Source organism: Citrifermentans bremense (assembly GCF_014218275.1).
Lineage (GTDB): Bacteria > Desulfobacterota > Desulfuromonadia > Geobacterales > Geobacteraceae > Geomonas > Geomonas pelophila.
On sequence record NZ_AP023213.1, the window covers coordinates 1,470,942 to 1,494,059 of the forward strand.

Below are 23,118 nucleotides of genomic sequence, written 5' to 3' on the forward strand. Positions count from 1 at the left end.
TCTTCTTCTGCTGCTTTCCTTTTCCAGCAGCCGCGGCGTCACCAGTCGATTTCCCCCTCCCTGACCCTCCCCCTCCAGGGGAGGGGGAAGAGCTAGACCCTATCAGCAGCACCGGGATCAGCATGGGAACATTCCTTCAGACAGCATCCCTTTTCTTTGCAGGACCCACCTTGCCGTGCCGCCGGCGGCAGCCTTTGGTCGTCCTGGCCCAGATGCTCCTTTGGGCCCTGCTCGTCGTTCCCGTCTGCGGCGCCGCCGAATCTGCGGCCGGCGTCAGGACCGTCATCGTCGGCGGCGACCGCGACTACCCCCCTTACGAGTTCATCGACAAATCGGGCCACCCTGCCGGCTACAACGTGGATCTCACCCGGGCCATAGCCGACGTCATGGGGATGAAGGTCGAATTCCGCCTGGGCGGCTGGTCCGGGATGCGCAGCGCGCTGCAAAGCGGGAAGGTGGACGTGCTGCAGGGGATGTCGTACTCGCAGGAGCGCTCCTCCGAAGTCGACTTTTCCGTCCCCCATGCCGTCGTCAACCATGCAGTCTTCGCCCGCAAGGACTCCCCCTACGTCTCATCGCTTGATGATCTCAAGGGTAAGACGGTGGCGGTGCATCGGGCGGGAATCATGCACGACTATCTGGTCCGGCAAGGGGTGGGGGGGAAGCTGACCCTGACCGATACTCCGGCCGACGCACTCAGGATGGTCGCTTCCGGCCGCGCCGACTTCGCCGTGGTTGCCATCGTTCCCGGTATGTACATGATCCGGGAGCTGAAGCTCTCCAACCTTGTCCCGGTGCTGCGCAACGTCGCCACCCATCGCTACTGCTACGCGGTGAAGAAGGGGAACGCGGAGCTCTTGTCCCGCTTCAACGAGGGGCTGGCGATACTGAAGAAGACCGGCCAGTACGACGCGATCCACAACAGGTGGCTCGGCGTCGTGGAGCCGCAGACGATAGACTGGTGGACCTTCGCGAAGTACGCGGCGGTCGTGGTGGTGCCGCTCGTGCTCCTTCTGGGCGGTTTCGCCCTCTGGTCCCGCACCCTGCACCGTCAGGTCGCCCTGCGCACGGCGGACCTCACCCGCGAGATCGCCGAAAGGCGCCAGGTGGAGGAGGAGCTCCGCCTGAACCAGCAGCAACTGGTGCAGGCGGACAAGATGGCTGCCCTGGGGGTGCTGGTTTCCGGCGTCGCCCACGAGATCAACAACCCGACCGGCGTCATCCTTCTCGAGGTCCCGATCCTGAAGCGGTTCCATGACGACTCCGTGAAGATCCTGGAGCGCTACTACGAGGAGAACGGAGACTTCAGCTGCGGCGGGCTCCCCTATTCACGGATGCGCCAGGAGATCCCCAGGTCCCTGGAGAAGATCCAGGACGCCGGCAAGCGTATCAAGCGCATCGTGGCCGACCTGAAGGATTTCGCCCGCCGGGACGAGACCGACTGCAACGAGATCCTGGATCTGAACGCGGCGGCCAAAGCGGCGGTGCGCCTGGTCGAGCCGACCATCCACAAGGCGACCACGCGCTTCAGCGCCGAGTACCGCAAGTCGCTGCCGCGCATCCGTGGGAACCGCCAGCGCATCGAGCAGGTGCTGGTCAACCTGATACTTAACGCCTGCCAGGCGCTTCCCGACCCGGAGCGGGCCATCGAGCTGACCACCTGGCACGACGTTTTCCGCAACCAGGTGGTCCTGCGCCTGCGGGACCAGGGCACGGGGATCGCCCCCGAGCACCTGTCGCGCCTGACCGACCCGTTTTTCACCACAAAACAGGACCAGGGGGGGACCGGCCTCGGGCTCTCGGTCTCGGCGGGGATCGTCAAGGAGCATGGCGGGAACCTGCAATTCGAGTCGAACGGGGAGGGGACCACGGTCACCCTGACCCTGCCGGTGTACCACGAGGAGAACAACGCATGATCGAGAACGTCTATCCCGGCTTCGGGATCCTGCTGGTAGACGACGAGCCGGACTGGCTCGGTTCGTTGGCGCTGACCCTGGAGACTTACGGCGGGATCAACAACATCAAGACCTGCTGCGACAGCCGGCAGGTGCTCTCGCTCCTGGAAGAGGGGGGGATCGGGCTGGTGCTGCTTGACCTGACCATGCCGCACCTCTCCGGCGAGGAGGTGCTGAAGCAGATCGCTGAGCAGCACCCGGAGATCGCCGTTATCGTGGTCTCGGGGTTGAACCAGGTCGAAACCGCCGTCAGCTGCATGAAACTCGGCGCCTTCGATTACTGCGTCAAGACCGACGAGGCGGACCGGATCGTCGGGAGCGTTTTGCGCGCCATCCGGATGGTCGAGATGAGAAGCGAGTTCCAGGAGGTTTCCAGCAGGCTCATCTCGCGGGAACTCTCCCATCCCGAGGCGTTTTCCTCCATCGTCACCGCGGACCGCTCCATGCTCGACATCTTCTCCTATGTGGAAGCTGTGGCCAAAAGCCCGCAGCCGCTTCTGATCACGGGGGAGAGCGGAGTGGGGAAGGAACTGATCGCCCAGGCGGCGCACCGGCTGAGCGGCTGCCGCGGCAAGCTCATCACTGTGAACGTGGCGGGGCTCGACGACACCGTCTTCGCCGATACCCTCTTCGGGCACGTGCGGGGCGCGTTCACCGGCGCGGACCAGGCCCGGCGCGGGATGGTGGAGGAGGCGGCGGACGGCACCCTTTTCCTTGACGAGATCGGCGACCTGAGCATCCCTTCCCAGGTGAAGCTTTTGCGCCTGCTCCAGGAGCGCGAATATTTCCCCTTGGGGTGCGACCTTCCCAAGCGGCTGCGCGCCAGGGTGATCGTTGCCACCCACCAGAACCTCTCCGCCAAGGAGAGCGCCGGAAGCTTCCGCCGGGACCTCTACTACCGGCTGCGCACCCACCGGGTGCAGATCCCCCCCCTCAGGGAGCGTCGCGGCGATATTCCGCTTTTGCTCGACCATTTCCTGGGGGAAGCCGCCGAGACCCTGGGCAAGAAGAAGCCGACCCCGCCCAAGGGGCTGGCACAGTTCCTTTGTACCTACAGCTTTCCCGGCAACGTCCGGGAATTGAAGGCCATGGTTTACGATGCGGTCAGCGTGCATAGGGACCGCATGCTATCGATGGACAGCTTCGTGAAAGCGGTCGAGTCGGCCCAGGCCGAGTCCGGACCCACCCAAGCCGCGGCGCCGAAGCAAAACCCCTTTTCCGGCTTCGACGAGCTGCCGACATTCAGCGACGCCGCCGCGTTCCTGGTGCAGGAGGCGCTGGACCGGGCCAACGGCAACCAGACACTGGCGGCGAGGCTTCTGGGGATCTCGCAACCTGCCCTCAGTAAACGGCTGAAGATGCGCCACTAGCACTCCACAGCGCTCCTGCACCGCTCTTCCATCCGACCCCTGCGGTTTCCTCGCTCTAGATTCCAGTTCCCTCCCTTCGCGAAACGCTGCGCCCCGGACCCCGTCAAGGGAGGGGACCATACCGCGGCAATCCCAGATCATCCTGCAAAATGCTCCCTTAACCCTCGCCGCATAACCGGCTAATTAAGTGGCATAACCTGCGGTTATAACGATAATCAGCGGTTATAGGTAGGCTCATCTTCCCGGAATCACGACGTTTTTGCCTTGTTCATCCATTGATACATTGCTGGTGGTTATGACTGTTCCTGCTGCATCTGGGCGTGGTTTTCTGGATTTTGCTAGTATAATCGATGACTTGAAGCGGTGCGCGGTTTTGGCATCATGCCTGCTCTAGGGAAGTTAGAAATTGAAGCGAGGTGCAACGGCCCTCGCTAAAGCTAACCCCGACAGAGGAGGTCGTCATGGCAGCGATGTTTTGGATCCAGTTCGTTTTGGTGCTGGGAGCGGTGTTAATAGGTATTCGCAGGGGCGGAGTGGCCCTGGGGCTCATCGGCGGGCTAGGCGTCTCGGTGCTGGTGCTCGCGTTCCGCAGTACCCCCTCCGAGCCCCCGATCGCCGTGATGCTCATCATCCTGGCGGTTGTCACGGCGTCGGCGACCTTGCAGGTGGCGGGAGGGCTGGACTACCTGGTGCAACTGACCGAGAAGCTGCTGCGCGCCCATCCCAAGTACGTGACCATCCTGGCGCCGCTCTCCACCTTCTTTCTCACTGTCTGCTGTGGCACCGGCCATGCAGTGTACGCGCTGCTTCCGGTCATCTCTGACGTGGCCTTGAAGACCAAGATCCGCCCCGAACGTCCCATGGCGATCTCCAGCGTCGCTTCGCAGATGGGTATCACTGCCAGCCCGGTTGCGGCAGCGGTCACCTTCTTCCTCGGCTTTGCCGCCAAGGCGGGGCACCCCGTTACCCTCATCGACATCATCTCGGTCACGATGCCTGCCGGCGTCATCGGCGTCCTGGCAGCAGCCGCTTGGAGCTTCAACCGTGGCAAGGACCTCGACAAGGACCCGGAGTTCCAGGCTCGCCTCGAGGATCCGGAATTCCGCAAGGGGCTTGACAGTGAAGTCACCACGCTCGGCATGAAGATCTCCACCACTGCCAAGGTTTCCGTGGCCCTGTTCTTTACCGGTGTGGGCAGCATCATCCTGATGGCGAGCTGTCCCTGGATTCTCCCTCTGACCGCAGGAGGAAAGCCGGTCGCCATGACCACCGTCGTCCAGTTCATCATGCTCGCTTTCGGCGCCTTCATCATGTTCAGCGCCAACGTCAAGGCCAAGGAAATAGCCCACTCCAGCGTCTTCACTGCCGGCATGATCGCAGTTGTATCCATCTTCGGCATTGCCTGGATGAGCGATACCTTCATCACCGCCAATAAGAAGTTCCTGGTCGACAACATCGGCGTCATGGTGAAGATGGCCCCCTGGACCTTCGCCATCGCCACCTTCTGCATCTCCGCTTTCGTCAAGAGCCAGGCTGCGACGCTGGCCATCACCCTTCCCCTGGGTCTCGCCCTGGGTCTCCCCATACCGCTGCTTTTAGGGCTCATGCCGGCAAGCTACGCCTACTTCTTCTTTGCCTTCTACCCCAGCGACCTGGCCGCCATCAACATGGACCGCACCGGCACGACCAGGATCGGCAAGTACCTTCTGAATCACAGCTTCATGATCCCGGGACTGATCGGCGTGAGCGTCTCGACCGTAATCGCCTACGCTATCTCCCAGGTTCTTCTCTAAAAGGTGCTTTAAAGCTGGATGAAGTGGCTGGAAGGGATGTAAAAAAGATTCAGAAAAACGCAGAAAAGGAAAAGGGTCCTGGCGAAAATGCCGGGACCCTTTTTTGTCTGGTATTGAACGTCGAACGTTGAACGTTGAACGGGGGTCTTAAGCCAGCTCGAAGTTGTTCTGGTATGCCATCAGGGTGTTGATCATCAGGGCAGCGACGGTCATGCGCCCGACTCCGCCGGGAACCGGGGTGATCCACTCGCACTTGGGGGCCACGGCAGGGAAATCGACGTCGCCGACGATCTTGCCGTTCTCCAGCCGGTTGATGCCGACGTCGATGAGCGTTACCCCGTCCTTCACCATGTCCGGCGTGACGAAGCCTGGGATGCCGACGGCGACGATGACGATATCGGCACGGCGGGTTTCCTCCAGAAGCAGTTCCCGCGGGGTCTCGATGTGGGTCAGGGTGACGGTGGCATTGCCGATGTCGAAGTCGTTGGAGAGCATGATGGAGATCGGCTTGCCGACGATGTTGGAGCGCCCGATGACCACGCAGTGCTTTCCTGCCACCGGCACCTGGTAGAACTGCAGCAGCTTGCAGATGCCGTAGGCGGTTGCAGGGCGGAACGCCTTCTGCCCGAGCGCCATGCGCCCGAAGTTGGCGGGGTGGAAGCCGTCGATGTCCTTCTCGGGAGCTATGGCGTTGATCACCCGCTGGGCGTTGATCTGCTTGGGGAGCGGGAGTTGGACGATGACGCCGTCGGTGGAGGCGTCGGCGTTGATCTGCTGGATCAGCCAGAGCAGCTCCTTTTCGGTCACGGTCTCGGGAAGCCGGATCAGGTTGCTTTCGAAGCCGGAAAGCGTGCAGGTGGTGACCTTGGATTTGACGTAGGACTCGCTGGGGGCGTGGTGCCCGACCAGGACCACCGTCATGTGCGGCTTCCTGAGGCCGGCGTCGACGTGGCGCGAGACCTGTTTCGCGATGTCCGCGATCAGGCTGTCGGCGCATCTCTTGCCGTCTAAAAGGTTCATGCTGGTTCCTTTGCATTGGGATTGAGCGCCCCGGGGGAACGGCGGAGGGCGTGGGAAAAGTAGTAGCACAAAAAAACCTGCGCCTCAACAGCTACTTAGCTTGGTGCGGTATACATCATCCGTGAGGCCGGCGGCAACACGAGCCAGGCCCAGGTGCACCCAGACAGCGATGGTAACCTGCAGGGAGGTTCTGTCGGAAAACGCAATTTCCTGGAAGGGATTTGGTCGCTTGAAGACGACTCCTAAAAAGAGCATGGGATGTAAAGTGATGTGTTTACAATAGCTTGGGTTGCTCATTAAATTAACCTCCCCTAATTGATAAACAGGAAGTATATCAATACTAAACTTTTCGTTGACAAAATTTCGGGAACACAATAGAGTGCCGAAATACAAAAGGTTTACTGATACTAAACCGGGGAGGATGTTTTGAAAATCGGTGAGAGGTTGAAAAGGCTCAGGATGGTCAACTCGCTTACCCAGGAGGAACTGGCCAGCCGCGCCGATCTTACCAAAGGTTTCATCTCACAGCTGGAGAACGATGCCACTTCGCCGTCGATCGCGACCTTGAAGGATATAGTCGACGTCTTCGGCATCAGCATGCAGGAGTTCTTCAGCGAGGAGACTGACCAGGACATCGTGTTCGGGAAAGACGCCCGGGTTCAGGCGACCGACGACGGCGACAGCGTCAAGGTGGAACTCCTGGTGCCGGGTGCCCAGAACCGGGACATGGACCCGGTGCTGGTGACGTTGGACCCCGGCGGCGAGATGGACGAACAGCCGATACATGAAGGCGAGGAATTCGGCTACGTGATTTCGGGCAAGGTGCAGCTTCGGCTGGACGACAAGCTGTACACGGTGGACAAGGGTGAGTGTTTCTATTTCGCTTCAGACCGCAAGCATGCGGTGAAGAATGTAGGAAAAAGTGCGGCGAAGCTTCTTTGGGTGGTGACGCCGCCGACGTTTTATTATTGAAAAGAGGAGAGTAAGTGAAATGAGCAAAGTACTGATTATCGGGGCAGGTGGTGTAGGCGGGGTTGTGGCACACAAGTGCGCCCAGGCCACAGGTGTAATCACGGCCATCACGCTGGCATCGCGCACGGAGTCCAAGTGCCGCGCCATCGCGGCGCAGATCGAGTTTCCGGTCGCCACCGCGCAGGTAAACGCCGACAACGTCCCGGAATTGATAGCGCTGATCGAGCGCGAAAAGCCGAAACTGGTGATCAACGTGGCGCTTCCCTACCAGGACCTGACCATCATGGACGCCTGCCTTGCCACCGGCGTCGATTATCTCGATACGGCCAACTACGAGCCGCTCGACACCGCGAAGTTCGAGTACAGCTGGCAGTGGGCTTACCAGGACCGCTTCAAGGAGAAGGGGCTCATGGCGCTACTGGGAAGCGGCTTCGACCCGGGCGTCACCAACGTCTACACCGCCCTCGCCGCGAAGAAGTACCTGGACGAGGTGCACGAGATCGACATCATCGACGCCAACGCCGGCAACCACGGCCAGCCCTTCGCCACCAACTTCAACCCCGAGATCAACATCCGCGAGGTCACCGCTCCCTGCCGCCACTGGGAAAACGGGCAGTGGGTCGAGACCGCGCCGCTTGCCACCAAGCAGAACTTCGACTTCCCGGAAGGGATCGGCCCGATGAACATCTACCGCATGTACCACGAGGAGATGGAGTCGCTGGTCAAGCACATCCCGAGCATCAAGAAGGCGCAGTTCTGGATGACCTTCTCGGACAACTACCTGAAGCACTTAGAGGTGCTGCAGAACGTCGGCATGACCCGCATCGACGAGGTGGAGTATAACGGCCAGAAGATCGTGCCGCTGCAGTTTTTGAAGGCGGTGCTCCCGGACCCCGGAAGCCTCGGGCCGCTCACCAAGGGGCGCACCTGCATCGGCGTCATCGCCCGCGGCATCAAGGACGGCAAGAAAAAGCAGGTCTACATCTACAACATCTGCGACCACGAGGCGTGCTACCGCGAGGTGAAATCCCAGGCGATCAGCTACACCACCGGCGTTCCCGCCGTGGTCGGCGCCATCATGATGCTGACCGCCAAGTGGCGCGGCGAAGGCGTCTTCAACATGGAGCAGTTCGATCCCGAGCCGTTCCTGGAAAAACTGGGCTCCATGGGGCTGCCGACCGTGGTAGTCGACGGCGGCGAGTGGGCGGAACTTACGTGACCAAACTGCATGTAGAGGAAATGACGAGGCTTGCCCCATCTCCATCCTACGTGGTGGACCTGGGGCGGCTTCGCCATAACCTGGCCATACTGAACGAGGTACAGGAGAAAAGCGGGGCGAAGATCCTCTTGGCTCTCAAGGCCTTCTCCATGTGGAGCGTCTTCCCGATCATCGCGAAGACGCTTCATGGCGTCTGTGCCAGCTCTCCCTGGGAGGCGCGCCTGGGGATGGAGGAATTCGGCGGCGAGGTGCACAGCTTTTCCGCCGCTTTCAAGGAGAGCGACGTGGTCGAGCTCCTCTCCACCTCCAACCATCTGGTCTTCAACTCCTTCAACCAACTGGAGCGCTTCCGGCCGCTTTGGGAGCAGTACGCCGGGAAGGTCTCGGTGGGGCTCAGGGTGAACCCTGGGCACTCCGAGGGGCACACGCCGATCTACGATCCGGCCGCCCCCAAGTCGCGCCTGGGTATCCTCCGTTCCGAGTTCGACGGGAAGTCGCTGCAGGGGGTGGAGGGGCTTCATTTCCACACGCTCTGCGAGCAGCTCTTCGAGCCGCTGGAACGGACTGCGCGCGTCTTCGAGGAGCAGTTCGGCGAGTTCCTGCCGCGGATGAAATGGCTGAACTTAGGCGGCGGGCACCACATCACCCGGGAGGGTTACGACGTAGAAGCGCTGATCAAGCTGGTGCGCTACTTCAGGGAGAAATACGACCTGGAGGTCTACCTGGAACCGGGGGAGGCGATCGCCATCGGCACCGGGATCCTGGTCTCCGAGGTGCTCGACGTGGTGCACAACGAGGTGGACATCGCTGTCCTCGACGTCTCGGCCACCTGCCACATGCCTGACATCCTGGAGATGCCCTATCGCCCCGAGATCCAGGGGGGGTACGACCCGGGCGAGAAGGGGCACGACTACCGCCTGGGAGGGCCATCGTGTCTCGCCGGCGACGTCATCGGGGACTGGTCCTTCGACCACCCGCTTGCCGTCGGGGAGAAGCTCGCTTTTCTCGACATGTCGCACTACACCATGGTGAAGACTACGACCTTCAACGGGATACAACATCCCCATATCTGTACCTTTGAGCCGCTGACCGGCGAGCTGAAAGTCGTGAGGAGCTTCGGCTACCAGGACTTCAAAAGCCGCCTGTCCTGATGATGCAACAACCCTATTTCATGAAGTACACGGTGAACTGAATTATGGCCAAATGGACTATCAACGATTCCTCGAAGATCTACAACATCGACAACTGGGGCGCGGAGCTCTTCTCCATCAACAAGAAGGGGAACGTCTGCGTTCATCCTTCCCCCAACTCCAAGTACTCCATCGATCTCAAGGTGCTGGTTGACGACTTGATCAAGAGGAAGATCAAGCCCCCGATCCTCCTGCGCTTCATGAACATACTGGAAGGGCGCATCGCCTCCATCAGCCGGGTTTTCAAAAACGCCATCAGCGACAACAACTACCCGGCCAAGTACCAGACCTTCTACCCCATCAAGGTGAACCAGCAGCGCCAGGTGGTGGAGGCGATCGCTAACTTCGGCAAGAAGTACAACATCGGCCTCGAGGTCGGCTCCAAGCCGGAACTGGTGGCGGCAATCTCCATGTCGACCGGGAACAACCTCCCCATCCTTTGCAACGGCTACAAGGACACCGAGTTCATCGAGACAGTCCTCTTCGCGACCCGCGTCGGCTACGACATCACCATCGTCGTGGAGAAGCTCTTCGAACTGGAGAAGATCGTCGAGGTCTCCAAACGCACCGGCATCGTGCCGAAGCTCGGCATCCGGGTGAAGCTCTCCTCCAAGGGGATCGGCAAGTGGTCCACCTCCGGCGGCGACGACGCGAAGTTCGGCCTGCGCATCTCCGAGCTGATCGCCGCCATCGAGATGCTCAAGCAAAACGACATGCTCGACTGCGTGAAGCTCCTGCATTTCCACGTCGGGAGCCAGATCACCAAGATCGACAAGATCAAGAACGCCCTGATCGAGGGGACCAGGATCTACGCGGAGATGAGGAAGCTCGGGGTCAACCTGGAATTCCTCGACATCGGCGGCGGCTTGGGGGTCGACTACGACGGCTCCAAGTCGAGCTACTTCTCCAGCGTCAACTACTCGCTCGAGGAGTACGCCAACGACGTCATCTACCAGGTGAAGAACATCTGTGACGACGCAGGCGTCCCCTGCCCGAACATCATCTCCGAGTCCGGGCGCGCCACCGTCGCCCACTACTCGGTGCTCGTCACCGACGTGTTGAACAACAACCCCCAGACACTGATGCCGGACTTCGAGTCGATCCTCACCGAGCCGGAGAAGCTCTCGCCGACGGTTAAAAAGCTGGTCGACATCTACAAGAGCATCGACAAGCATTCGCTGCGCGAGGATTACCACGACACCATCCAGCTGATCCAGGAATCGGTGAGCCTTTTCAACCTGGGCTACCTGAACATGGCCGAGCGCGCCAACGCGGAATGGATCTGCACCAAGATCATCAGGAAGATCAACTCGATCGTGGAAAAGATGAAGCCGATCCCGGACGAGCTGCAGAACTTCCAGTTGAGCCTGAGGCAGACCTACTTCGCCAACTTCTCGCTCTTCCAGTCCATCCCGGACTCCTGGGCCATCGACCAGCTCTTCCCGATCGTCCCGATCCAGCGCCTGGACGAGAAGCCGGACGTTTCGGCCTCCATCGCCGACATCACCTGCGATTCCGACGGCGAGATCACCAGTTTCGTCGGCGAGAACGGCAGGACCAAGGCGCTGCCGCTGCACAAGATCAAGGTGGACGAGCAGTATTACATCGGGTTCTTCCTGATCGGCGCCTACCAGGAGATCCTGGGGGACATGCACAACCTCTTCGGCGATACCAACGCGGTGCACATCACCTTCAACAAGAAGACCAACTACAAGATCGACACGGTCATAACCGGCGACGCCACTTGGGAAAGTCTCAAGTACGTGCAGTACGACAGTCAGGAGATCCTCAAGAGGGTGCGTAACAACCTGGAGAAGGACGTCTCGTTGCAGAAGGTCTCCATCGAGGAGAGCAGCCACTTCCTCGAACTGCTGGACAAGACGCTGCAGTCATACACATACCTGGGAGAATAGTTCCCTTCACATTGACACAGATTCGAGCAAAGGAGAGGCTGCTACAAGCCTCTCCTTTTTTTTGCGCCTGGCGCGTAAGGCTGTGTCGGTATGTTTTACACTTTTGATGTTGGAAACTTTTACAAATTTGGAGGTAGAGAGAGTGAAAAAATCGGGTAAGATTGTCACAGACAGCACTTACCGCAATGGCACTGAATGTGCTTGGAATGGGGGTTCTGTATTGACTGAGGAGGTGAGACATGCTCATCCAAGTGGCTTACGAAGACGAGAAGTATGACTACGTCAAAGATTTTATGCTGGACAAGTTGATTGAAACAGGCGCGATCTCCAAGTTCAGACGCAGCTCCGGCTGGGTTCGTGTAGGCGTGGACCCCATCCGCAAGCGCACCACCCGTAGCAAAGCGATGGAACCTGTAAGCAGAAGCGAGGCAGAGACCAGGAGCGAGACTGAGATCAGGAGCGAAAGCTATACCGGAATCGAGAGAAGGGCCGCTAACGCCTGACCTGGGGGAGCGGCCATCAGCTGCTCCCGCTATCCTCGGGCTCCCGCCAAGGCACGTCGTCCCTGGTTCTCTTCACATACTCGCAGATGTTGTCCAAGATGTTGTAGTGGCTCTTTTCCTCGTTGGCCAGTGTGAGGTAAAGTCGCGCCAGCACCGGGTCTTCCTCTTTTTTAGCCATATCCTCGTAGAGCCTTACGCTCTCAGCCTCCACCTTCAGCGCTGACTGGTACGCGTCCAGCGCGTCCTGCATCTCCTGTCGAGCCCCCGGTCTTTCGATAAGGTCGGTGAAAACGCTCCTTGCCTGCTGGATGACGGTCGAGTCCGCCATTCCAAAGTTGTTCCCTTCCTTCAGGCCCCGCAACAGGTCGTAGTGCTTCTGTTCGTCGGCCGCGAGCCCGGTGAAGATTCCCTTCAATTCCGGAATACGGGCCGAGTCGGCCAGGGTCTGGTAATAGGCCACTCCCTGCAGTTCCATCTTCATGGCGAAGTCAAAGACGTTCATGGCGCTCCTCCCAGGCAAAGTGTGGTAATGGGTCGCACCGGTCCCTATGAACCGGTGCGCAGGGTATCTCCGGCCGGCATTGGCTATTGGAGGATTCTCACGGTGACTTGTCTCTTTGTCAAGAGAAGGCACAGTCGTCTTCTCAGCCTGCAGTGGCGAAAAACCGCAATGGACAAATCGGATCAAAATAGTATTATTTGAACTGTGCTGGCTCTATGACGACAGCCAATTGCCATCAAGGTAATCAATAAACATTGCAGTAGAGGAGGACTGTATGAACAGAGTATTCAATTCCTTTGCAGCCATCTTTGCGGCGGTTTTTCTTGTCATGGTCCCGGCCTTTGCTTCTGCATCGACGTGGAACATAGACCCGGAGCACTCAAGCGCCCAGTTCAAGGTACGGCACCTGATGGTCTCTCACGTGAAGGGTGGTTTCGGCAAGGTTTCTGGCGTGGTCACGATTGACGACAAGGACCTCGCGAAATCGCGCGTCACCGCCATAATCGACACAGCCTCCATCGATTCCGGGGTCGCAAAGCGGGATGCGCACCTAAAGAGTGCGGACTTCCTGGACGTGGAGAAGTACCCGACCATGACCTTCAACTCAACCAGGATCGATAAAAAAGGGGACGGCATGCTCAGGATGACCGGCAACCTGACCCTGCATGGTGTGACCCGTCCGGTTGTGCTTGAGGTCGAAGGGCCGACGGCTCAGGTGAAAGACCCAATGGGGAACGTCAGGCGCGGCGCCTCCGCTACCACCAAGATCAGCAGGAAGGATTTCGGGCTGGTCTGGAACAAGGCTCTGGAAGCTGGCGGGGTAGCGGTCGGCGATGACGTCGACATAAGCATCGAGGTGGAACTGATCCTGGCCAAGTGACCACGGATGAAGCTGCACGCACGAAAGGGCCATCATGCCGCAGCCGGCTGATGGCCCTGCTGTATTCCTGCACAGCATCTATTGGGGCGCATGCCGCAGTTATACACCTCTTTGCAACCTGCAGGTCCTTGTCAATCCGGTAACTTAAAGCTTTGGTTGGGAGGCCGGACCTGCCTGGAACCGCGCCAGGTGTATGAAAAAGAAATACTATCGGCCGCGGCTGGAGGAACGCGATGAATGGTCAAAGCGTGTAATTTCGCTACTTTGAACGCTAGATGAACTTGGCTGCAGCTCTGGCATGCTTGATGCTTTTCATGAATCAAGCAGACTAAAGAACTGATTCCTAAAAGGAGGATGTCATGAGAGCGAGAGCACCAATAACCGCGATTCTTGCAACGGCCGCTTCTGCGACCACGGCTTTTGCAGCAAACGGTGCGCAGGCTGACGAGCCTGGCATCCTTGTCTGGGCCTTCATGGGATTTGCCGCCGTCATCGTGGCGGGGCAGATGGTTCCGGCGGCGCTGCTGGTATTCGGCGCGCTGAAGGCGCTCCTCGGCAAGCCCGAGGCGGCGAAAATGAAGGCTTAAAGGGGCAGGGAGGCTGCTGCAAAACGGCAAAAGCCGCTCGAAGTTTCGAGCGGCTTTTCCTTTTTCTGAACCAGCGATTGATCTTCGCAGCAGCTCAGCGAAGACTCCTCATCTCTCTCCCTTTACCCTTTCAACCGCTCCGCCAGAAGTTCGGCCGTGTGCTTCACCTTGACCCCGCCCCCCTGCTGGTCGAACCCGCCGCGGATCTGCATCACGCACCCCGGGCAGTCCATAGCCACTACCGGCGCGCCGGTATCCTTGATGTTCTGCAGTTTCCGCTTGAGTATCGGCGCCGAGATCTCGGGAAGCTTCATCGAGTAGGAGCCCCCCATGCCGCAGCACGTGTCGCACTCGAACATCTCCTCCAGCTGATAGCCCGCCTTCTGCAGCAGTTCGCGCGGCTCTTCCGACACCCTGAGGGTGCGCTTCAGATGGCAGGAGTCGTGGTAGGTGATCTTCCCCAGCTCTTCTCCTTCCTCAAAGCTCAGCCTTCCCTCATCGGTCAGACGCTTCACGAGCGTAGCGAGGTCCACGGTTTTCGCGGCCAGTTGCCGCGCCTGCTCCAGGTGCTCGGTCTGCCCCAGGGTTTCCAGGGTCTTGCCGAACTCGTGCGCCAGCGCGACCGTGCAGGTGGGGCAGGCGGAGACCACGTACTGCGCGTCGTCTTGCAGGAGCGCCTCTATGTTGTCGACCGCGTTTTGCGCCGCAACCTCGTAGGCGCCGTTGTAGAGCGCTGGGGCTCCGCAGCAGGTCTGCTCCTCGGGGAATAGCACCTCGATCCCGGCCTTGTTCAGCAGCTTCACCAGTGCAATGCCCGTCTCGGGGTAGGCAAAATCGATCAGGCAGCCGGCGTAGAAGACAGCCTTTTCCTTTCCCTGCGGCTGCTCGATTTCGGGGAAGATGTCCCTGAACGGCTTCTCCGCTATGGCGGGGAGGCTGCGGCCGTCGGTGAGGTCGGCCAGAAACAGCGGCAGGTGGCGGATGAACCCGGCCGAGCTGAAGGGTTTTCCCGCGACGGAGGCGGCGCGCAGCATGCCGTGGAAGAGCTTTCTGTTGTTGACCACGCCGAAGATCGCCTTTTGCAAGAGCGGCTGTCCTTTTTCCACTACCAGCCGCCGCCTGATCTCCATGATCATCTCGGGGATGTCGAGCTTTCCCGGGCAGACCTCCTTGCAGTTGCCGCACTGGATGCAGAGCCCCTGGATTTCCTCGGACTTTTTCAGTTCGTCGAACCAGGCAGTGAGGATGGTGCCGATACCTCCGGTGTAGATGCTGCCGAAGACGTGCCCCCCCACCAGCCGGAAGATGGGGCAGACGTTCAGGCAGGAGCCGCAGCGGATGCATTGCAGCGCCTGCTTGAACTTGGGATCCTGCGCCATTTCTGTGCGCCGGTTGTCCATCAGGATTATGTGCAGCTCCTTTTCGCTGCCGTCGTCGTTGAGGGTGGGGCCGGTGATGATGGAGACGTAGCTGGTGAGAAGCTGCGCCGTGGCGCTCCTGGGGAGCGCGTCGAGTATGGGGGCGACACTTTCGAACTTCTCCACCAGCTTCTCGACGCCGACCAGCGCCACGTGGATTTTAGGAAGGGTGGTGACGAGCCTTGCGTTCCCCTCGTTGGTCACAAGCACTATGCTTCCGGTTTCGGCGACGGCGATGTTGCCGCCGGAGATCCCCATTTCCGCGGCCAGGAACTTCGGGCGCAGCTCGTTTCGGGCCACCTTGACCAGCCGCGGGATGTCCGTGGAGAGCCGCTCGTCGACCTCCTTGCTGAAGATCTCCGCCACCTCTTCCTTGGTCATGTGGATGGCGGGCATGACCATGTGCGATGGCGTCTGGCCGGCAAGTTGTATTATCCACTCCCCAAGGTCGGTCTCGGCGACCGAGATCCCTTCCTGCAGCAGGGCCTTGTTCAGGTGGATCTCCTCTGTCGCCATGGACTTCGACTTCACCACGCTTTTAACACCCTTCTCCTTGGCCAGTTGCAGGATGTAGCGCTTCACCTCCTGCGGATCGCGGGTGCGGAATACCTTGGCGCCGAGCGCCTCGGCGTTCGCCTTGAAAGTGTCTGCCACCTCGTCGAGGTGACAGGCGGCCCTCGACTTGGCGTCGGCGACGGTGGCGCGGAGCGCCTCGAAGTCGATCCCCTCGTAGGCCTTGGCGCGGTTCACCTTGTACGCCTCCGAGAATTTCCCAAGGGCGCCTGTCAGGTTGGCGTCGTTGAGTGCGCGGTTGATGGATGCCTTGAACTCTTTTTTCATCTCCTGCCTCCCTCAAGCTCGTCCACAAATAGGATCACCAGGCGCTGGGGGCCGTGCACCCCTATGGTCAGCACCCGCTCGATGTCGGCGGTGCGGCTGGGACCGGTAATGAAGGCTATGTAGCGGCTGGTCTTGGGGGAGATCCTGGTGAAGACGGAAGCCTTGTCGGGAACGATGTTGGCGCTCGGGACGAGGGCTATGTGGATGTCGGTGAGCGAGGAGGCGAGCCGGTCGGCGGGGGCGCTTTGATCCTGCACCAAAGAGCCGGTGTCGGCGACGGCGAAAGACATCTCGCTGATACCGACCTTCGCCTGGGCCGCACGCTCGCGGGTCACCTCGAAGGAGAGCCCCGGCAGGTTGCGGAGGGTTTCACGGTCGATGCCTTCCAGGAAAGGTCCTTCAGCCCATATTGCGCGGCAGCCTGGAAGCTCTGCGGCACATTCTTCCTTCAGCAAGGAGGTGATGAACCCAAGCGCCTCCTTCTTGCCGGCTACCCGATGCACTTCCGCCCCGACCGCGGACGCCTTGCTTTTGAATAGTTCGTACATGCTCTGGTTTCCTCCATCCCGCTGTCGCGCCGTTTCCCAGCCTGCAGGCTCATGCCGCCTTGAAGTGGAGGGAAAGCTGTTTTAAAGGATGCTGCCCCGTCTGGTCTGGGCGGAATCAACTCCACCTGCCAGGCTCGTTGTTGCATATGCGGAGAAACAGATATTACCAAAATGATGACGCATGGTAGTTCAAAAATGTGCCTATGTAAAGCAGTTTAACTGTTCCGCGCAAAAAAACTTGACACTGTATTCAAAAGGTGGTTAATTGGCCTGACCAAAAAGTATAACCGGGTTTGATTGGCCTGTTCTCCAGCTCGCAAGGCGCCGGGTGTCTCAGGTCCAAGACGAAGATTGATCCGTTTAACGGTTTAGCTGCACGTAAAAAGCACCGGTCTTGAAACGCACCAAGACAGCACCAAGAGCAAAGGAGAACACAAGTCATGCCATGGATTCAGAGCTACACCCCTGTAGCGGGAAGTCTCGCGATGTCGGCCCTGGTAGCCGCCATTCCCCTCGCCGTCATCTTCGTCTGTCTGGCCGTCTTCAAGATGAAGGCGCACAAGGCGGGCCCGCTGGCGGTCGCCTCCGCCATTGCCATCGCCGTCTTCATCTGGCAGATGCCCGCGAAACTTGCCGGGCTCGCCACGCTGCACGGTGTGGCCTTCGGCCTCTTCCCGGTCTTCTACATCGTGGTGACCACCATTCTCCTTTACAACATCACGGTGAAGGGCGGGCAGTTCGAGATCATCCGCGCTTCCCTGGCCGGGCTCACCGGTGACCGCCGCCTGCAGGCGCTGCTGATAGCCTTCTGCTTCGGCGCCTTCATCGAGGGTGCGGCAGGGTTCGGCACCCCGGTCGCCATCGCCGGGGCCACCCTGGTCGGTCTCGGCTTCCGCCCCTTCTACGCCGCGGGTGTCTGCCTCATCGCCAACACCGCTCCGGTCGCCTTCGGCGCCATTGGCATCCCGGTGGTCGCGCTTGCCGGAGTCATGGGGTACGACGATGCCGGTCTGATGAAGCTCTCCACCATGGTGGGGAGGCAGCTTCCTTTCATCTCCGTGTTCATCCCCTTCTACGTCATCATGATCATGGTGGGATGGAAGAAGACCATCGAAGTCCTCCCCGCCATCATCGTCTGCGGCGTCACCTTCGCCCTTGCCCAGTGGGGTACCGCGAGCTACCTTGGTCCCTACCTCCCCGACGTCACCGCCTCGCTCCTGACCCTGGCCGCCCTCGTCATCCTGCTCAAGTTCTGGCAGCCCAAGACCGTCTGGACCTTCGATCATGAACCCGAATTCTCCGGGAAGGAGAGTCACGAATACACCGGCGGTCAGGTGTTCCGGGCCTGGGCCCCTTACCTGGTCCTCACCATCATGGTGCTGGTATGGGGGATCCCGTCTGTGAAGACCTCGCTCGACAAGAGCAAGGTGGTGATTCCCGTAGCAGGCCTCGACAACGCCATCGTGAAAAAGGTCTCCAAGCCTGAAGACGGCGTCAAGAAGGTCGCAGCGGTCAAGGCTGAAGCGGCCAGGCAGGCGGCGCTCCTCGTGCCGGCCGACGCCAAGCAGGCCGCATTGGCGGCAGGACTTGGCGAACTGCAGGGGCTTGAAGACAAGCTCCTTCTGGTCGAGCAGAGCCTGCCGGCCGGAAAGCCCGTGCTCACCGCAGAGCGCCTGGCAGCCTACGACGCGGTCGACAAGAAGCAGAAGGACCTGCAGAAGATAGAGAAGGAACTGGTCGAGGCGAAGCTGGTGGACAAGGCGCAGTTCAAGGCGCTCGACAAGGCCGTTGCCGATCAGCTCCCGGCCCAGATTGCAGCCAAATTCACCTTCAACTTCATGTCCGCGGCCGGCACCGCCATCCTGATTGCGGCCATCATCTCCGCACTTATCTGCGGCGTCGGCATCGGCGACTTCTTCCAGGTGCTCAGTAAGACCCTTTTCGACATGCGCTGGCCTGCGGTCACCGTCGCCTCAGTCGTGGGGCTTGCCTTTGTGATGAACGCGTCGGGCATGACCACCAGCATGGGGATGTCGTTTACCAAGGCGGGCGCGCTCTTCCCGTTCCTTTCCCCCTTCCTGGGGATGCTCGGCGTCTTCCTGACCGGCTCCGATACCTCGAGCAACGTCCTCTTCGGCGGGCTGCAGAAGGTGACCGCGGAACAGCTCGGCATGAACCCGCTTCTGACCGGCGCCGCCAACACCAGCGGCGGCGTCATGGGCAAGATGATCTCGCCGCAGTCCATCGCGGTAGCCTGCGCTGCCACGGGCCTGGTAGGGGAGGAGGGGAACCTCTTCCGCTTCACCCTGAAGCACGCCCTCTTCCTGACCACCGTGATGGGGTGCATCGTGGCGCTGCAGGCCTACGTCTTCCCCTGGATGATCCCCTGATGAAACCGTCACCCCGGGGGGCTAGTCCTCCCGGGGGAACTGCCGTCTCGCCGTTTGCCGCGCAGCGATCTATTCGGGCAACCGCTGGAAACCCCCTCCTGCCGCTATAGGGAGCCGCAAGCTGGTAGCGATCATGACAAAAACTACATTCAATATAGCCTGGCAGGTACTGCTCCTGTGGCTGGTCTTTCGCCTGGGGACCTTTCTGGTTGCTTTGCTGCACCTCTCACTCCCTGGGAACGTGGCCGGGATGCTGATCATGTTCGCCCTTTTGGCAAGCGGCGCGGTGAAGCCCTCGCTCGTCGAAGAGGGGGGAGGCTTTCTCCTCAAGCACTTCGCCTTCTTCTTCATCCCGATCTCTGTGGGGCTCATGACCTTTGGTGATCTCATGCGCCAAAGCGGGGCGGCTTTGTTGTTTGTCCTTACTGTCAGCGCCTTGGTGGGGGTGGCGGCTACAGGGATCTCGGTAAAGCTGCTGCAGGGGAGCTCCTCCCGATGAGCCTGCTCTTAAGCGTCTCCCTCATCCTGCTGACCTTGGCGGCCTACCTGGCGACCCGCCGCATCTTCCTCGCCTATCGGCACCCGCTGCTTAACCCTGTTTTCCTGAGCACCGTGACCATCATCGCCCTCCTTAAACTCACGGGGTACACCTGGGGCGACTACCAACCGGCCAAAGAGGTGATGACCTTCCTCCTCGGCCCGGCAACAGTGGCGCTCGCCCTGCCGCTTTACCACAACCGGCTGCTGTTACGCCGGCATGCTCCCGCCGTTTTGGCGGGTGTTGCCGCCGGTTCGCTGACCACCATGACCGCAGCCCTTGTGGCGGGGAGGCTCTTGTCGCTTAACGACACACTGCTTCTCTCCCTGGGTCCCAAATCGGTGACCGTTCCGATCGCCGTGGAGATCTCGCGCCTTTGCGGCGGGGAGGCCCCGCTTACCGCAGCCTTCGTGGTGGCGACCGGGATGCTCGGCTCCATACTGGGACCGGGAACTCTCACGCTGCTGAAGGTGAAGCATCCGATGGCCCGGGGGCTTGCGCTCGGGACCGTTTCCCACGGCCAGGGAACGGCTGTGGCGCTCATGGAGAGCGAGACCGCAGGGGCCATGGGCGGTGTGGCCATGGCGCTTGCCGCCGTATTCACTGCGCTGATAGCACCTTATTACCTCCCGCTTTTCCTGCACTGACAGGGATGGAGCGGAAGCCGCGACACTTCATACAAGAACTAAAAGGAACAGATGCCATGGAAAAGAGTTTCATAAAGGCGCTGGCCGGGATCGTCGGAGAAGCCAACACCCTGACCGATCCCGAATCGCTTGCCTGTTACGGATACGATTCCACCCCCGAGCTGCAGAGCAGGCCGGGCGCGGTGCTGCTCCCGGGGAGCGCGGAGGAGATTTCTCAGGTCATGGCGCTCTGCCACGAGGCGGGGGTGCGGGTGACCCCACGCGGCTCCGGCACCAACCTTTCCGGCGGCTCCATCTCCTTCGATGCCGGGGTGGTGCTGCAGACGAGCCGCCTGAACCGGATCCTGGAGATCGACGAGGAGAACCTGACCGCTACGGTCGAGACCGGCGTGATCACCTCGGCGCTGCACCGCGAGGTGGAGGCGAAGGGGCTTTTCTACCCCCCCGACCCCGGGAGCATGAACATCTCCACCATGGGGGGGAACGTGGCCGAGAACTCCGGAGGGTTGCGCGGCCTCAAGTACGGCGTCACCGACGACTACGTGATGGGGCTTAAGACCGTGCTCGCCGACGGCGACCTGTTGAAGACCGGCGGCAAGGTGGTGAAGGACGTGGCCGGCTACAACCTGAACCAGCTCCTGGTCTCCTCCGAGGGGACCCTCGGGGTGTTCACCGAGATCACCGTCAAGCTGATCCCGAAGCCGGTGGCGAAAAAGACCATGCTGGTGCACTTCCCGCAGTTGGAGCAGGCGGCGCTCACCGTCTCGCACATCATCGCGGCGCGCATCATCCCGGCCACCCTGGAATTCCTGGACCGGGTCACCATCAAGTGCGTCGAAGATTATGCCCACGTGGGGCTGCCGCTCGACGTAGACGCGGTCCTGCTCATCGAGGTGGACGGGCACCCCGCCCAGGTGGAGGAGGACGCGGCCGGCATCAGGCAGATCTGCGAGCGGCACCACTGCTCCTTCTTTCAGACCGCGGCGGGGCCCGAAGAGGCGCTGAAACTCGCAACGGCGCGCCGGGTGGCGCTTTCCGCCTTGGCTCGCATGAGGCCGACTACCATCCTGGAGGACGCGACAGTCCCCAGGAGCTGCATAGCACCGATGGTCAAGCTGATCCAGGACACCGCCAGGAAGTACGACCTCCTGATCGGCACCTTCGGCCACGCCGGCGACGGCAACCTCCACCCCACCTGCCTCACCGACGAGAGAAACCCCGACGAGATCGCCCGCGCCCACAAGGCTTTCGGCGAGATTTTCGAGGCGACCATAGCCATGGGTGGGACCATCACCGGCGAGCACGGGGTAGGGGTGGCCAAGAAGAAGTACCTTCCCAAGCTGGTGGGAGAGTCGGGGCTGCGCGTGATGCGCGGCATCAAGGGGGCGCTTGACCCCAAGGGGATACTGAACCCCGGGAAGATTTTCTAGCTCGTGGGCAGGGACCTGTCCGACGCCGAAGCCGAAGCCGTTTTGCGAAACAAGAGGGTGCACCATGGATTACGTCAAGCTGATCAACTGCATGCGCTGCGGGATGTGCCTGCCGCACTGCCCGACCTACAAGGAGACCTTCCTGGAGACCGCCTCGCCGCGCGGACGCGTGGCGCTGGTGCGCAAGCTCCAGGAAGGGGAGCTGGTGGAGAGCGAGAAATTCCTCGAATACGTCTCGCTCTGCCTCGACTGCCAGGCCTGCGCCTCCGCCTGCCCCTGCGGCGTCAACGCAGGGGAGCTGGTGGCGGAGTTCCGCTGCGAGAGCAAAAAGGAAAAGGGGCTTTCCCTCATGGAGGACCTGGTCCTGAGAAAGCTGGTGCCGCATCCGGACCGCCTGGAGGCGGCCACGGCGCCGCTTAGGCTCTACCAGAAGACGGGTCTGCAGCAGGTGGTCCGCTCGCTGGGGCTGTTGAAGCTCTTCCCCGAAGCGCTGGGGCGCATGGAGGGGCTTCTGCCGAAGCTCCCTGATGCGCCTCTGCGCCAGACCATCAGCGAGGTGACGCCGGCGGTTGGAGAAGAGAAGGGGACTGCGGGCTTTTTCCTGGGCTGCGTCATGAGCCTCATCTTCAGCGAGGCGAGCCTTGCCACGGTGCAGCTCCTTTCCACCCTGGGGTACCGGGTGGTGACCCCAAAGGCGCAGAAGTGCTGCGGCGCACCAAACATGCTGGGGCACGACCTGGACGGTCTCAAGGAGGCGGCCGCCTTCAACACCGACCTCTTCGACTCCTTCGACCTCGACTTCGTGGTCACCGACTGCGGCGGCTGCGGGGCGGAACTGAAGAAATACGGCCAGCACCTGGACGGTGAACGCAAGGCTGAAGAGTTCAGCGCCAGTGTGCGCGACATCTCCGAAGTCCTCTTCGCCGAGTCGGAGGCCCTGGCAAGAAAGCTCAAGCCCCTGCCGCTCAGGGTGACCTACCACGACCCCTGCCACATCGCACATTGCCAGGGGATCCGCAGCCAGCCCCGGGCGCTGATCAAGCTGATCCCCGGGATCGACTTCCGTGAACTCCCCGAGGCGGACGCCTGCTGCGGGTCGGCGGGGACCTACAACATCGAGAAGCCTGAGATGTCGGACCGGGTGCTGTCGCGCAAGGTGCAAAACGTGCTGAAGACCGGCGCAGAGTACCTGGTGACTAGCAACCCCGGGTGTCTGCTGCAGCTGAAGAAGGCGCTCGCGGAGGCCGAGCCCAAGGTCAGGGTGATCCATCTCACCGAACTGCTCCAGATGAGCCTGGAAGCGTGAGGGCAGGGGGATCCCTCTTCGCGGTGTATACAGTTATTGGCGCAGTAGGTGGATTGGTAAGAAACATTTACCAGAAAACTATTGCCATCCTCTTAGT

The 23,118-nt window shown here is 60.8% G+C and carries 19 protein-coding genes; 15 read left to right on the plus strand and 4 right to left on the minus strand.

Going from position 1 to position 23,118, the window contains the following annotated elements:
* Positions 1–212 precede the first annotated feature (212 nt).
* The 3 genes from GEOBRER4_RS06465 to GEOBRER4_RS06475 all read left to right on the plus strand — a co-directional run bounded on the left by GEOBRER4_RS06465 (position 213) and on the right by GEOBRER4_RS06475 (position 5,118).
* Entirely contained in the window at positions 213–1,916 is a 1,704-nt protein-coding gene (locus GEOBRER4_RS06465; protein WP_449727634.1) for a transporter substrate-binding domain-containing protein, read from the plus strand.
* Positions 1,913–3,325 (plus strand): sigma-54-dependent transcriptional regulator, encoded by a 1,413-nt coding sequence (locus tag GEOBRER4_RS06470; protein WP_085813302.1) that lies wholly within the window; start codon positions 1,913–1,915, stop codon positions 3,323–3,325. Before GEOBRER4_RS06465 ends, GEOBRER4_RS06470 begins: the two co-directional genes overlap by 4 nt.
* 461 nt (positions 3,326–3,786) lie before the next feature.
* Positions 3,787–5,118, plus strand: a complete 1,332-nt coding sequence (locus tag GEOBRER4_RS06475) for an anaerobic C4-dicarboxylate transporter (RefSeq protein ID WP_185244716.1) — start codon at positions 3,787–3,789, stop codon at positions 5,116–5,118.
* Between the two features lie 147 nt (positions 5,119–5,265).
* On the opposite strand, the gene GEOBRER4_RS06480 is transcribed toward GEOBRER4_RS06475, so the two are convergent.
* Positions 5,266–6,138 carry a bifunctional 5,10-methylenetetrahydrofolate dehydrogenase/5,10-methenyltetrahydrofolate cyclohydrolase gene (locus GEOBRER4_RS06480; RefSeq protein ID WP_185244717.1) on the minus strand — a complete coding sequence of 291 codons (873 nt, stop codon included), beginning with the start codon at positions 6,136–6,138 and terminating at the stop codon, positions 5,266–5,268.
* A gap of 426 nt (positions 6,139–6,564) precedes the next feature.
* Here GEOBRER4_RS06480 and GEOBRER4_RS06485 point away from each other — a divergent pair, with 426 nt between their 5' ends.
* The 5 genes from GEOBRER4_RS06485 (at position 6,565) to GEOBRER4_RS06505 (ending at position 11,935) form a co-directional block, all read left to right on the plus strand.
* Entirely contained in the window at positions 6,565–7,110 is a 546-nt protein-coding gene (locus GEOBRER4_RS06485; protein ID WP_185244718.1) for a helix-turn-helix domain-containing protein, read from the plus strand.
* Positions 7,111–7,129: 19 nt separating this feature from the next.
* On the plus strand, positions 7,130–8,329 hold the full coding sequence (locus tag GEOBRER4_RS06490; protein ID WP_185244719.1) for a saccharopine dehydrogenase family protein: 1,200 nt from the start codon (positions 7,130–7,132) through the stop codon (positions 8,327–8,329).
* A gap of 20 nt (positions 8,330–8,349) precedes the next feature.
* Positions 8,350–9,480, plus strand: a complete 1,131-nt coding sequence (gene nspC / locus GEOBRER4_RS06495; protein WP_404813887.1) for a carboxynorspermidine decarboxylase — start codon at positions 8,350–8,352, stop codon at positions 9,478–9,480.
* Between the two features lie 44 nt (positions 9,481–9,524).
* Entirely contained in the window at positions 9,525–11,432 is a 1,908-nt protein-coding gene (gene speA, locus GEOBRER4_RS06500; RefSeq protein ID WP_185244721.1) for a biosynthetic arginine decarboxylase, read from the plus strand.
* Between the two features lie 239 nt (positions 11,433–11,671).
* A complete protein-coding gene (locus GEOBRER4_RS06505) occupies positions 11,672–11,935 on the plus strand; it encodes a GSU3473 family protein (protein ID WP_085813295.1) in 264 nt (87 codons plus the stop codon).
* A gap of 16 nt (positions 11,936–11,951) precedes the next feature.
* On the opposite strand, the gene GEOBRER4_RS06510 is transcribed toward GEOBRER4_RS06505, so the two are convergent.
* Positions 11,952–12,437: a ferritin-like domain-containing protein gene (locus tag GEOBRER4_RS06510; RefSeq protein WP_185244722.1), complete on the minus strand. Its 486-nt coding sequence runs from the start codon at positions 12,435–12,437 to the stop codon at positions 11,952–11,954.
* Positions 12,438–12,711: 274 nt separating this feature from the next.
* Between GEOBRER4_RS06510 and GEOBRER4_RS06515 the strand changes: the two genes are divergently transcribed.
* Together GEOBRER4_RS06515 and GEOBRER4_RS06520 are read left to right on the plus strand one after the other, a co-directional pair.
* Positions 12,712–13,317: a YceI family protein gene (locus GEOBRER4_RS06515; protein ID WP_185244723.1), complete on the plus strand. Its 606-nt coding sequence runs from the start codon at positions 12,712–12,714 to the stop codon at positions 13,315–13,317.
* A gap of 359 nt (positions 13,318–13,676) precedes the next feature.
* Positions 13,677–13,904, plus strand: coding sequence for a hypothetical protein (locus tag GEOBRER4_RS06520; RefSeq protein WP_085813292.1), 228 nt, complete (start codon positions 13,677–13,679; stop codon positions 13,902–13,904).
* A 122-nt stretch (positions 13,905–14,026) separates the two neighbouring features.
* Here GEOBRER4_RS06520 and ldhH read toward each other — a convergent pair whose 3' ends face one another.
* Both ldhH and GEOBRER4_RS06530 read right to left on the minus strand, forming a co-directional pair.
* Positions 14,027–16,162 (minus strand): L-lactate dehydrogenase (quinone) large subunit LdhH, encoded by a 2,136-nt coding sequence (gene ldhH, locus GEOBRER4_RS06525; RefSeq protein WP_185244724.1) that lies wholly within the window; start codon positions 16,160–16,162, stop codon positions 14,027–14,029.
* On the minus strand, positions 16,159–16,710 hold the full coding sequence (locus GEOBRER4_RS06530; protein WP_185244725.1) for a LutC/YkgG family protein: 552 nt from the start codon (positions 16,708–16,710) through the stop codon (positions 16,159–16,161). The genes ldhH and GEOBRER4_RS06530 overlap by 4 nt, the downstream gene beginning before the upstream one ends.
* Positions 16,711–17,150: 440 nt before the next feature.
* On the opposite strand from GEOBRER4_RS06530, the gene GEOBRER4_RS06535 reads away from it, so the two are divergent.
* The 5 genes from GEOBRER4_RS06535 to GEOBRER4_RS06555 all read left to right on the plus strand — a co-directional run bounded on the left by GEOBRER4_RS06535 (position 17,151) and on the right by GEOBRER4_RS06555 (position 23,021).
* Positions 17,151–19,100 (plus strand): L-lactate permease, encoded by a 1,950-nt coding sequence (locus tag GEOBRER4_RS06535; RefSeq protein ID WP_185244726.1) that lies wholly within the window; start codon positions 17,151–17,153, stop codon positions 19,098–19,100.
* Positions 19,101–19,233: 133 nt separating this feature from the next.
* Entirely contained in the window at positions 19,234–19,599 is a 366-nt protein-coding gene (locus GEOBRER4_RS06540; RefSeq protein WP_185244727.1) for a CidA/LrgA family protein, read from the plus strand.
* Positions 19,596–20,285, plus strand: coding sequence for an LrgB family protein (locus GEOBRER4_RS06545; RefSeq protein WP_185244728.1), 690 nt, complete (start codon positions 19,596–19,598; stop codon positions 20,283–20,285). The genes GEOBRER4_RS06540 and GEOBRER4_RS06545 overlap by 4 nt, the downstream gene beginning before the upstream one ends.
* A 56-nt stretch (positions 20,286–20,341) precedes the next feature.
* Positions 20,342–21,715: an FAD-binding oxidoreductase gene (locus GEOBRER4_RS06550; RefSeq protein WP_185244729.1), complete on the plus strand. Its 1,374-nt coding sequence runs from the start codon at positions 20,342–20,344 to the stop codon at positions 21,713–21,715.
* Between the two features lie 64 nt (positions 21,716–21,779).
* Entirely contained in the window at positions 21,780–23,021 is a 1,242-nt protein-coding gene (locus GEOBRER4_RS06555; RefSeq protein ID WP_185244730.1) for a (Fe-S)-binding protein, read from the plus strand.
* Positions 23,022–23,118 lie beyond the last annotated feature (97 nt).